8 protein-coding genes and 1 pseudogene are annotated in these 11,381 nt (G+C 61.4%); 2 read left to right on the top strand and 7 right to left on the bottom strand.

Translation table 11 applies throughout. The features are described 5' to 3' along the window. Window positions 1-491: 491 nt before the first annotated feature. Window positions 492-611, top strand: a pseudogene (locus DJ73_RS21105) (RNA-guided endonuclease TnpB family protein); the annotation flags it as partial. A gap of 948 nt (window positions 612-1,559) precedes the next feature. On the opposite strand, the gene DJ73_RS17065 reads toward DJ73_RS21105, so the two are convergent. The 3 genes from DJ73_RS17065 to DJ73_RS17055 all read right to left on the bottom strand — a co-directional run bounded on the left by DJ73_RS17065 (window position 1,560) and on the right by DJ73_RS17055 (window position 3,680). Beyond that, window positions 1,560-1,895, bottom strand: a complete 336-nt coding sequence (locus DJ73_RS17065; RefSeq protein WP_094524451.1) for a winged helix-turn-helix domain-containing protein — start codon at window positions 1,893-1,895, stop codon at window positions 1,560-1,562. 123 nt (window positions 1,896-2,018) lie between these two features. Beyond that, a complete protein-coding gene (locus tag DJ73_RS17060; protein ID WP_094524450.1) occupies window positions 2,019-2,408 on the bottom strand; it encodes a winged helix-turn-helix domain-containing protein in 390 nt (129 codons plus the stop codon). 99 nt (window positions 2,409-2,507) lie between these two features. Beyond that, window positions 2,508-3,680: an NAD(P)/FAD-dependent oxidoreductase gene (locus tag DJ73_RS17055; RefSeq protein WP_094558559.1), complete on the bottom strand. Its 1,173-nt coding sequence runs from the start codon at window positions 3,678-3,680 to the stop codon at window positions 2,508-2,510. 226 nt (window positions 3,681-3,906) lie between these two features. On the opposite strand from DJ73_RS17055, the gene DJ73_RS17050 reads away from it, so the two are divergent. Beyond that, window positions 3,907-4,287 carry a winged helix-turn-helix domain-containing protein gene (locus tag DJ73_RS17050; RefSeq protein ID WP_094524448.1) on the top strand — a complete coding sequence of 127 codons (381 nt, stop codon included), beginning with the start codon at window positions 3,907-3,909 and terminating at the stop codon, window positions 4,285-4,287. Window positions 4,288-4,357: 70 nt separating this feature from the next. On the opposite strand, the gene DJ73_RS17045 is transcribed toward DJ73_RS17050, so the two are convergent. The 4 genes from DJ73_RS17045 to DJ73_RS17030 all read right to left on the bottom strand — a co-directional run bounded on the left by DJ73_RS17045 (window position 4,358) and on the right by DJ73_RS17030 (window position 11,312). Continuing rightward, a complete protein-coding gene (locus tag DJ73_RS17045; protein ID WP_094558558.1) occupies window positions 4,358-8,824 on the bottom strand; it encodes a PAS domain S-box protein in 4,467 nt (1,488 codons plus the stop codon). A 90-nt stretch (window positions 8,825-8,914) separates the two neighbouring features. Beyond that, window positions 8,915-9,664, bottom strand: a complete 750-nt coding sequence (locus tag DJ73_RS17040; protein ID WP_094558557.1) for a sensor domain-containing protein — start codon at window positions 9,662-9,664, stop codon at window positions 8,915-8,917. A 72-nt stretch (window positions 9,665-9,736) separates the two neighbouring features. Further along, the gene (locus DJ73_RS17035; RefSeq protein WP_254921697.1) at window positions 9,737-10,579 is read right to left on the bottom strand and encodes a DUF4097 family beta strand repeat-containing protein; all 843 of its coding nucleotides are present in this window, start codon (window positions 10,577-10,579) and stop codon (window positions 9,737-9,739) included. 46 nt (window positions 10,580-10,625) lie between these two features. Next, window positions 10,626-11,312 carry a sensor domain-containing protein gene (locus tag DJ73_RS17030; RefSeq protein WP_176451157.1) on the bottom strand — a complete coding sequence of 229 codons (687 nt, stop codon included), beginning with the start codon at window positions 11,310-11,312 and terminating at the stop codon, window positions 10,626-10,628. Between the last annotated feature and the right edge of the window lie 69 nt (window positions 11,313-11,381).

The raw sequence follows: 11,381 nt of genomic DNA, 5'->3' as shown, positions 1-11,381 counted from the left end.
TCGATAGAGGGGTGTGTGTGTATCGTGTTAGTAGTAAAAGAAGAAGAAGAGAAGAAGACGATTTCAGCTACGGATAGAGAACTGTTAATAGAGGCTATCCCGCTCATACGACTTCGTGGCGCCGTCAAGGGGCAGTTCCTCGACGCAAGATCTAGGTTTATCCCCCACCCCGTGAATACATCGAACACATCGATAGAGGGGTGTGTGTCTCGACGTTCGACGAGTAGACAGTCGCGTTCGTTGGGATCGCACCGATGCCTGCGACCAAGCGGTGAATGCGGCACTGACGGATCGCCTCTTCCCGCCTATCTCATGGCCACGACAGAACGTGAACACATCGATAGAGGGGTGTCTCTTCGATCACGGGCTCCAAACAATCGAGACAAAGTGTGTCAATCCGAAATCGCTTGCAATCATATTTAACCAACAAAATTCTTTCATCCGCAAGCGTGTTGGTTAAGACCGAGTCACGTTCGCGAACGCATTTAGTTACGGCACCTAGTTTGGGTGTGGATAGGAGTACCGGCTGGTTGGCACAGCCCGGAGTCTACCTGTATGATCTCACCTACGGATTCCAACCGCAGGCTGAAGTGGTAGACTGCAAACCTTGACATCCTCCCCGCGCTGAAGCGCGAGGATTCCTTCGTGGGGCGTCGGGCCGTTCCGTCAGCCCCCGAAGGCAACTTCCCCTCCGCTGGAGGGTACCGAGTTCGTGCGCTACACGTCGGCCCTCGAAACGAGGGTATGGCGTATTCAACGTCCGAGAGGGACGCGGTATCCGCTTGTGCCGTACCCGATACCGCTTGACCGAAGCGTCCGAATACCTGGCAACCACCCACGGTTGGAACGTGGACGGACACGGGTCGTGCCATCGACCGTACTCCGCCGACGAAGGCGGAGTGCAACCGCGAACGGGGCGTGTTTTGATGTGCTGTCGCCCCCTCGTGTGCGCGGTCGTTGCCGACCGTCCCCAGTGACGGGTAGGGTTACTGTGAGGAGGGCGGACGAATCTTAACCACGTACTCCCCACCGAGTTTGCCGGTGGTGGGCGTGGAACCGTCCGTATCAGCGGGAAGCAACCCCGTGTCTTCCGATTGAGAGTTTACGCGATTGGCTTGCCGCACGGCACGACGCCGGGCTACTTGATAATGTCGGTTGTTGAGGGTTTGTCGGATTCATCCCCGCGTAAAGCACGGGGCTTTCTCCTCGATTTTCCGTAATATCCCCACCTCGGATTCCTCCGCCTGAAGAGGAGGACGATGTCAATGCCAGCCGAGTTGATGAAGCCGTTCGGTTACCACTCGTTGAAGCTGATCTCTATTCTTTGAATATATTCTCCTCCGGAACAGTTTGCCGCTAAATATAATATATTAAACACTAAAGAACCCATCAACTCAGAAAATATCTAAAATTATTCGAGATAAACAGACCGAATGAAGAATATAATTCGGTTTTAAATAACTAGTGGTAGTTCAGTGTAGAACATCTATGATTCACGGCAGGACTGGCGATCGATGGCCGTATCGAACTTTGATCGATCGGGCCAAACCGAGAACCTCCTAGTCACAGAATCGAATAACGAGTTCGCGAGTTCGGAGCGCGTAGACGGTCATCTCTCGCCCTTTTTTCGAGTACCACGTCTGGGTGGGCTCGATGAGGTCCCCATCGACGAGGCGGTCGAGATGATAGCAGGTGTTCTGAAGCGATGTCCCGACTGCCGTGGCGATCTCCGAGGCCGGCTTGGGCTCTTCCTCAATCGTGGCAACGATCGCTCGCGCCGTCGTTGAGGAGAGCAGCTCCCAGACAGCTGCGGACTCGTCTCCGGTGACAGAGAGTCGTACTTGATCTTCCGGTACGTGTTCGACCGGCGGCTGTCGTGGTAACGCACTATTCATTGTCTCGTGTCAGATCGCCATTGTCCATTGGCTTGGATGGTCGTGAGGAACACCATTCGCATAAAACCGACCTAGCGCTTCTTGACCGGAGACGGTGTCTGGTCTCATCATGGTTTGCTGCGGTCACCGTCGTTCCTCGGTCGTTAACCGTACCGTGACCGACACCGTGCCCGATTCGACTGTCACGTGGAGTCGGTCCATCCGTATTTGGTACGTTTCACAGTGGTGTCCGTCGGGGTCGACGTACAGTTCGGTCGCGACAAGCCCGGCCGCTTCGAGGCGGTCAAGCCGGCGGTAGACCGTCGCCCGCGACGCCTCGCAAGCGTCTATCAGGTCTCGTCCACGCTTGGGACCCCGACAGAGTGCTTCCAGTATATTCTGCGTGTGTTCGTTGTCTAATAGCTCGAGTAGTACCGGGGCCGAATCGGCCGTCCGCGGCCCTTCGGAACCATCCCCAGACGTACTGTCACCGTCCGGTGATGATTCGGTCGCCAAATCGGCAGTCGTTGCCATCGTATCACTTCATTATCGCTCTCTCCCCTATCCCTGCTGGCTACGTGTACTACCACCGACCACCAGACGGGGCTATTCAGATAGATGTGTGATGCATTATCAACGATCTGCAGCAATTCCATATTTAAAAGAATGAGCGGCTCCAGTCACGTGACTAAACGCGAGCTGTCGAGCGAAAAACAGGAGCCGAAGCTCCGGTGACAGTGACAGATTGGGTGCTTGTACGTCGTCAAGCCAGGTTCGGAACCGGGCCGAGAGCTTTCGGCGACGCTGTTCGTACGACGAAAGCGCCTCCGTCATCGTTCCGGACGCGTCCGTGATCGCCGCTGCGAGCGACCATGACGTTTCGATATCCGTGCTGGGACCGAGATGCGTTCCGGGGAGGGCTGTTCGCGCGGCCGGCCCAATAAGCCCGATCTGTCCGGTCGATACGGACGTCGGAGCCGCGAGCCGTACCCGGCGGTACTCGAACCCGCCGTTTTTGAGCACACGTCTGAGGTCAGCCGGCGGCGAACTGAGGTGACTAAACCGATCGGCGATAGCGTCGGCTGATACGGCCGCGCGAGCGGGAGTCTCTGCCGTCGTAACGAACCGCAGGGAGGTGCTGTCACCAGTTGGAGTCGAGAATGTTGCCGCCGAGGGACCCCACGATTCGGTCGCTCTCGACGTCGTTTCGAATTGGTGACATTCCCACGTGTGGACGCGTCCGTCGGGTTCCGCCGTTTGATCGGCGCTGAGAGACTGATCCGCCGTCACTGCGACGTCGAACGACTCTGTCCCTTCGTGATCGAACGTCGCTTGGACTCCCGATGCGGCCGACTCGAGTGCCGTCACGGCTCTGTTGGTCTCTCGAACACGGCCACGGACGGCTTGCTCTAACAGGGCCCGCAGTTGATCTCGTTTAATTGCGACCAATGCGATCTCGGTCGACCCGTCCGCCTCCCACGACTTCTCGCTGCTTGTCCGATCGAGTTCCGTCACCGGCGTGCCACACCGCTCCACCGACTGCCGCAGCCCCAACTGGTCGAGGACACGCAACCCGGGCTCCCAAATGACGGTCACACGCGGCGGTGATCGGTCGCTCGGGGACGGAGCGAGCAGCGGATCGAACCCGGCTCGGTCGAGCAGTCCTGCCGTCACGAGCGCTGAAAAGCCGGTGTCGGCTATCAGTATCTCCTTCTCCCGGTCGCGGTGTGTTCCCGAGACGCCGTTGTCATACTGCCGCGATACGACGGGCGGTGCTCGTGTCGACCGTTCCTCACCGGCGTTCATTGCCGGTCACGCAGGGATCCGGGCGTCCGATCGCTTGGACCGATACAACACACAGACCGTCTGGACGACAGCATATAACAACCGATGGACGGTGGTCTCCCTAAATCGGCAACCGCTGTTTCTGTGTATGAGAGGAAGGCGGGTAATATGAATAGCCCTGTTACTCCGCCCCAATCAGTTCGGACTACCAGTACGCTTGGGTAGAGCGGCGTCGTTGTCGTCTCTAATGACGGCGCACCTCCTAACGACCGACCCAGACGAACGATCAGAGACCCTCGGAACCGACGCGAATCGCAACCCCGAAGTCTCGGCGGAAGAGCTACTCGCACTGTTCGGTGATGAGTACACGTGCGACATTCTCACGTCCCTCGAGGGGGAGCCGAAGCCTGCGCGGGCACTGGCCGAAGACTGCGGAATGTCCCGTCCAACCGTATATCGACGCCTCAACCGCTTAGCCGACGCCGGCCTCGTCGATGAACGGCTACAGTTAGCCTCGGGCGGCAACCACAGAAAGGAGTTCCAGCTCGTGATCACTGCCGTTACGTTCGACGTGAATGAGGACGGATTCGCTGGCTACATCGATTCCCCTGGTCGTGATATCGACTGACCGTCGCTCGAGTCGAGTCACACCCATTACTCGTATACGCCTCCCGCCTCGGGTCAAACGCACGGGCGACTTACCCCGACTCGGTGTCGCCGAACAGCAGGTCGAACACCTTGCGCTCGCCGAGTCGGATGTGTTTGTTCACCGTCGGCTGCGTGATTCCGAGTGCGTCCGCCACGGCCTCCCCGCTGCTGTCGCGCGGCCTGTTGAAATACCCCATCGCGTGACCCGTCTTGAGCGCCTCGTACTGTCGTTCGCTCAATCGGTCTTCGAGCCGACTTCTGATCCCTCCCGGTGTCGCCTCTGTCTGGCGGTTCTGGCGCTGTGCGGTGAGCTCCAACGCCGGGAACGAATCGGTAATGCGGTCGACGATCGTGCGAGTGTCCGCTTCTCGCGGGAGTTCGACGATCAGCTTGACGACTTCCGGCGTCGCTCGACTGTGACGAAGGACTCCACCGTACTCAGGAATAGGGGACCCGAACCACGACGAGCCGCGACGTTCGAGGACGGTCTGCCCGCCGCCACGGGACACGACGATGACCGACCCGGGGAGTAACTCGTCGGCCCGCTCGGCGACCTTCGACGGCGAGTCCGACTCGAGCGTGTAATAGACGCTGATCGACTCGTTTTGCCGCCGGACCGTCCGTTCGAGCCGGACCGGACACTCGAACTCCCGGGCGAGCCGAGCGAACGGGAGATCCATGTCACTCCCTTGGAACTCCAGCTCCAGCGTGTCGTCCGACTCCAGCGCGCGGCGTCGTTCGATGGCCGTGATCGCGTACCCGATCGAGGTGCCCAGCTGTGAGAGGATGTCTCTGTCCCGATCACCGAACGCGTCGGTCTCGTCGGCAATAACGGTCAAAATGCCATAGGTGATACCGTCGTACGCGAGCGGAACCGCACAGACTGCGCCCGCTCCCGCCCGCAAGAGGTCGCGCCGCCAGTCGCTCCGACGACCCCCCGCTGCGGGATCAGTCACTACGCGCGACTCGCCCCGTTGCCACGCGTCTCTCGCCGGATGGAGATCCGAACGATCACGGTCTCCCCCAAGCGCTCTTTCGACGTCTTCACGCGTCGTGCCGACGACGGCCCGGGGCGTCAGTCGGTCAGTTCCCACCTCGGCCGTCGCGACCCACGCGGCGGTAAACGGACCCGTCTCCACCAGCTCCTCACAGACGGCCTCCTGGATACCCTCTTGAGAGGAGCGAGTCGTGATCGCGGCTTCGACGCGGCTCGTTACCTCCGTGATAGATTCCAGGTGTTCGGCACGCTCCGTCTGTTTCGCCAGCTCCTCACGCCGATCCTCCAGTTTGCGTTCCCCGTGAAGCCGATTCAGCGCGGCCTCGAGCGTCGCGGCGACGATGCTCGCAGCCTCCGTGTCAAACGCCTCATCGGCCCTCCACACGGCGAGGATACCGTTCCCGCCGAGCGGGACCAGCAATACGGTGTCGTCACTGTCGATATGAAGCACCGACGCCGCCTCCGCCTCCACTCGTCGGATGGTTTCGTCGACGAACACCTCCCAGACAGCGGTATCGGCGGCCGTCACCGAGTCCAACTCGCTCGGCGGCGGCGCCTTCGGGCCCGTCGCAATCGGATCGAGTTCCCCGGCCGACGATCCGTAGTGGTACACGGCGGTCGCCGGCATATCGAACACCGTTGCCGTGGCCTCGGTCGCGACGGTACCGGCCTCGGTCACGGTCTCAGCCGTCGTCAGTTCCGCGGTCGCATCGTGGAACGACTCCAACGACCGCTCGCGTTCCTTCTGTTGCGTGACGTCACGGCTTACGATGACGACCCGCGGAGGCCCATCCTCCCACTCGGTCGGATAGAAGTCCGAGCGGACCCATCTCCGCTCCCCGTCCGGTCGTTCGATGCGGAACTCCCTCGTGTACCGCTGGTCCGCGTCGCCCTGCTCGACGGCACCGCTCACCCGCTCGACGAACGCCATGTAGTCGTCGTAGTCGTCGGGGTGGATCGTCCCGAAAAACCCCTCCTCGTGCGTCTTTTGGAGCTCATCGAGCGATCGCCCCCAAATCTGGTCGTATCCGGAGCTGACGAAGTCCGGGGCCGGCTCCGGCTCCGTCAGTTCAGCGGCCGGCGCGAGGAAAATGGTCTCGTCGATACGGTCGACGATGGCCTCGAGTCGGCGTTGGTTCTCCCGAAGCTGCCGAGAGTTCGCGACACGCTCGAGCGCACCGGTGACGTGGCCTGCCAGCACCTGCATAATGTCGACGAAGTACGACGCGTACTCGTCTCGGTGCCCGTGGCCCGCCGCCAGCAGCCCCCGGCCGCCGAGCGGGACGAGGACCGCGGCTGTCAATGGGTTGTGGTCACGATGGCGGCTCGGATCATACGTCGTCGCCTCCCCGCGCTCGAAGAGCTCGTACTCACGGTCACCGCGCGTAAATGAGTCCGGACCGATCGGCATCTCTTCGACGGGCTTCGTTCCGGCGGCGTACTCCAGCCGCCGCCGATCATCGTCGAGACGCCAACACGCCGCCATCGGTAGGTCGAGCACGTCACTCGCCGTCTCGACGGCGATCTCGTACACCGCGTCCGCCGTCTCTGCGCCCTGAAGGCGTTCGGTGGCCGTCTGGAGCTGCTCGACGGCTCGTTCGCGCTGGCGGCGCTCAGTCACGTCCCGAATCGTCGCTAGGGTTGCCGGCGAACCTTCATGCTGAATACGCGACACAGACGTCTCCAACGTCAGCCGTGTCCCGTCGGGTCGTTCGACTTCGAGATCGTACTGGTCTGGCGGAGATTCTCCCGCTACCCGCCGCTGGTAGCGTTCCCTGACGAGATCGCGATACCCTTCGGTGAACACACGCTGGAACGGCATCCCGAGCAGCGCCGACTCCTCCCGGCCAGTCATCGCCGTGAACTGCTCGTTGACGAAGACGTATTCGCCGTCCCTGACGACGACCACGCCGTCGGTACTCTGCTCGACCAGCGTCGAGTATTTTTCGCGTTCCTCCTCGATCGTCCGTTCCCGACGCTTCCGTTCGGTGATGTCGGTGTACCAGACGTACGCGTGTCGTCGACCGTCCACCTCGAACGGCAACACCCGAAGCAGGAAGTCCCGGACCCCGTCCGCCGATTCCCGTCGGACTTCCGTTTCCACCGGCTCGCCGTCGATAACCTGTCGGCGGATCGCATCATACCCTTCCCGTTCAGAGTCGGGGACCACAACGTCGGCTATCGGCCGGTCTGCTGCCGTTTCGTCGTTGACGCCGAAATCGGTCTCAAACGCTGAGTTGACCTCGGTGATATACGGCTCTCCGTTGACGAACTCGACGGTCATAATCGGATCGGGCGTGTTTTCGAAGAGAATAGACCGCCTGTCTCGCTCGGTTTCGAGGCGGCGCTGCCGCCTACGGCGTTCGGTGATATCTCGTGAGATGGCGAGGAACCGTTCCTCGCCGTCGATAACCGCGCTGGTCGGATTGACCTCTAGCCACCGACGCTCGCCGTCCGCCGTCTCGATGGCTTGCTCGTACGGCTCAACGTCGTCCCCCTCCGCTACTCGCTCGATAATTCGTGGTATCCGCTTGGGGTCAAACGATTCAGTCGCTACCGTGATCCCCTTCGCACCCCGCTCTAAGAGCGTCTCACGGTCGTACCCCGTTATCGAACACAGTGTCTCGTTGACTCTACACAGCTCTCCGGTTTCCGGGTCGTGAACGGCGATCGCGTCGTTCACCCCGTTGAATATCTGCTCGTACTCGCGTTCCCGTCGTTTCCGTTGCGTAATGTCCCGCTGAATGGAGAGCACACGGGGTTTCCCGCCGATCATCGCCGGCGCTAACGTCGCTTCTAACCATACTTTCTCCCCGATTCGCGTCCGGCCACGCCACTCGACTGTCACCGACTCATCGGTTTCCGCGACCTCCTTGATAAGCTCCCATCCGCGGTCTGCTGTGTACCCCTCCGCCGAGACGCTGAGCCCGTCAATACCAAGCTCGCGAATCGTCTCGATGTCGTCGTATCCGAGTAGCTCGTGATAGGATTCGTTGACGTCTGCGAACTCACGGTTTTTCGGGTCGAACACGACGATGGCGTCGTTCACGCCGTCGAATATCTGCTCGTAGTCACGACTGCGGTACTCTCCCTGTGTCAGTTCCGGAGTCGTCGCGTCGTCCTCCGTCTCTCTGCGCTCATCCGCCCGTTCCCGATCAGCGATCGTTTTCAGCCACTCAGCCGCCACCTTCGGGCTCGACAAGATCAGTGACCGCGGAACATGGGCCGTCGCACCGCCCCGGATCGCCGTCTCAACGCCGCCCGTATCCGTGGTAACCGCAACGACGGGAAGCGGCGATATTTCGTCCGCGAGCCGGTCGATAACTGATCCCCACGACGCCGACGGGAGGCCCTGCTGAACGACGACGGCGTCGACGCCGGAAAGCTGGGCGGTATCGGCAGACGACGACAGGGATACTACCTCTACCGAGAAGGAGTCGGGATCGATGGAGCGGAGGAGGCTCCCGATCGCGGCGTCTCCGACGACACCGATCCGATACTGTTGTGAGACGTTGCTCATTGAAGAAAAACCAATTTAGGCAATATGTTCGCTCGGTACACAAAACTATTGCCAACTGCAAGGTCGCTGTGAACGCCCGCACGCCGAGAGTTATCTCGCTGTTTTCCCGGGACTGAGCGTTAACTCTGCCCAGCGTGCGCAGATCCACCCCCCTGCGGTTAGGATATTCATCCCGAGCAGCAGAACGAATACCCCGAGTACCGACAGCAGTAGTGCTCCCGGAAGCGTCGAAACTTCCCACGACGTGAGACGAACGATGAACGAGATCCCGACCTCGAACTGTTCCCAGGGGACGACGAGCGAGAGTTCCCGCTGAATCGGTTCAGGCAGGAAGACTCCGACTGAGGTACCGGGCATATCGTAGTACAGCGGGGCTCCGAGCAGCGACAGTCCGACGGAAAGGACGACCACGATGACCGTGAAAGCGGCGACACCGATAGTCAGCTTCGAGAGTACGAAGATAAGCGACCCCCACAAAACGGGATTCGTCAGCACCGTCAGTACCTGGTCACGCAGTCGAGACGCTTCCGAAAGCCCCCACGACGGGGCAGGGATATCGGCGCCGAGCAACCGCCGCGCTACAACACGTTCGGCGGCGGCGACAACCACGACACCGCCTAACGTCGCTGCGAGAATCGGCAGGCCGATCAAGAGCACTGACAGGCTGATTCCGAGTGACAGCCCGACAACGGTGCCAACGAAGTACCCGATTCCGAGCGGGAACGCGAGGGCGAGATACAATATCACCCCATACGTCCGGCGTCGAAACGGAACTAACACCACCTGTCGAACTGAGGGGAGGGTGGTCGAGACGTCCGATACCGGGTCCGAGAGAGCCATCAACGGAACGTTTGGTGTGTCATCGTGTATAAATTCCCGTCTTGTCGTCGGGGAGAACTGCTCCGGCGCTGGTCAGGCCCGAAGCAAGACGTCTCCGTCGTTGGTATGCGCCCGTAGCGGCGTGGTACCGTCGCCGACGACCGCCTCCAGTTGGGACTCCGTCTGACTCCGGATCTGCACCCCGGAGGCCACGTCGCTGACGAGTATTTCACCGTCGGCCGTGGCTGCCGTGAGTACCGTATCGAGCGTCTCTCCTATCCGCAGGACCAAGTTGCCGTCCGACGACACGACCTCGGCGTCATCGGCCACAGCCGGGACGTCAGTCGCAACGTTCCCGTCTCGGGTGCTGATCTCGCCGACACGCGCCGGGTCCCGCACCTGTATCGACCCGTCCTGCGTGGCCGCCGAGAGCGTACCGTCCGTCCCGTCGACGGAGATGTCTCCGTCGCTCGTCTCTGCTGTGACGTCGCCCCGAGCGTCAGTGATCTGAATCGCGCCGTCTCGGGTGTGGAGCGCGGCACCGTCCGGGACTCGCTGTGCCGTCACCGCCCCGTCAGCGGTCTGGAGCCGATCAACAGCCATCTCCTCGGGCACATACAGTTCCAAAGACACGCTTGCTCCGCCGAGACCGATAACGTCCGGCTTGTCAGTAGTGATCTCGACGCGGTCAGCAGTCGTTTCCACGTCGACCGTCAGTTCGTCGAGCGAAACGCCACCAAACGCCTCCTTCTCGGCGATGATCTTGACGTCATCGCGCGGTTCGGCCGTGAAGGCGATCGCGTCCGTCGCATCGACTACCGCGAGCGTCGCGTCCGTCGGCGGGTCGACCGTCCGCTCGTCGGTCGTTCCGTCGCGTTCGATCCGGACGACCGACCCGCAGCCGGCGAGCGTGCTCGCGATTGCGGCGCCGGCCACGCCGAGCACTCTCCGCCGAGAGGTATCGGCGTCTACCGTGTTGCGGTCAAGCATCGGCACCAGCTGTCACCGACGTCTTCGAACCCCCGAGTAGCGCGTTCGTGAGGAAGCCGCCGAACCGGGCCAGCCCGTTGAGCAGGTGGAGCGATACGATGACGAGAACGACGCCACAGCCCGCGCCGACCACCGCTTCGCCGAGCGTATCGACGACGTACGGTCCGAGCGTGTAGGTCATGCCCGGCGCGTCGTACAGTATCGGGAGCGACAGTAGCGTCACCGATATCGCACCCGCAGTGACGACGGCGGTGAAGGCGACGACGCCGAACACGAACTTCAGCCCGACGAGTAGCAGCCCGGTCCACGTCGCCGGGGTCGTGACGACGCGTTTCGTCGTCTCGATGACCTCGTCGACCGATCCGAAGTCCAACTCGACGTTCGGCGCCGAGCGATTGACTTCCACGTCGAGGAGCCATCCGGCCAAGTGGGCCTCGAAGGAGCCGATGCCGAGCGTCACCACGAGCGTCGCGACGATGATCGGGACGCCGATTAGCGTCACCACGAGACTGAGACCGGTCGAGAGCCCGGTCGTGATCACCGTGAAGTACGCGATCCCGAGCGGGAACGCTAACAGGAGGTACGCGAGGTTGCGATACGTCTGCCGCTGAAACGGCACACCGACGAACTGTGCGAGCGCGTCGATCGGTGAACTTGGGGACCAAGCGGGTTCGCTCATGTTGCGACTCTACCTTGTGGCGAGACCCACGTATAAAATACTGAGCGCTACAGCGCGGGCAACGCTCCC

This window comes from Halorubrum sp. Ea1, from assembly GCF_002252965.1.
Taxonomy (GTDB): Archaea; Halobacteriota; Halobacteria; order Halobacteriales; family Haloferacaceae; genus Halorubrum.
This window is presented reverse-complemented; position numbering and strand designations above follow the sequence as displayed.

Excerpts from the sequence above, each read along its gene's own strand:
- DJ73_RS17055 (WP_094558559.1), bottom strand. The coding sequence starts at position 3,680 with ATGAACGCCGGTGAGGAACGGTCGACACGAGCACCGCCCGTCGTATCG.
- DJ73_RS17030 (WP_176451157.1), bottom strand. The coding sequence starts at position 11,312 with ATGAGCGAACCCGCTTGGTCCCCAAGTTCACCGATCGACGCGCTCGCA.
- DJ73_RS17045 (WP_094558558.1), bottom strand. The coding sequence starts at position 8,824 with ATGAGCAACGTCTCACAACAGTATCGGATCGGTGTCGTCGGAGACGCC.
- DJ73_RS17065 (WP_094524451.1), bottom strand. The coding sequence starts at position 1,895 with ATGAATAGTGCGTTACCACGACAGCCGCCGGTCGAACACGTACCGGAA.
- DJ73_RS17050 (WP_094524448.1), top strand. The coding sequence starts at position 3,907 with ATGACGGCGCACCTCCTAACGACCGACCCAGACGAACGATCAGAGACC.
- DJ73_RS17040 (WP_094558557.1), bottom strand. The coding sequence starts at position 9,664 with ATGGCTCTCTCGGACCCGGTATCGGACGTCTCGACCACCCTCCCCTCA.
- DJ73_RS17060 (WP_094524450.1), bottom strand. The coding sequence starts at position 2,408 with ATGGCAACGACTGCCGATTTGGCGACCGAATCATCACCGGACGGTGAC.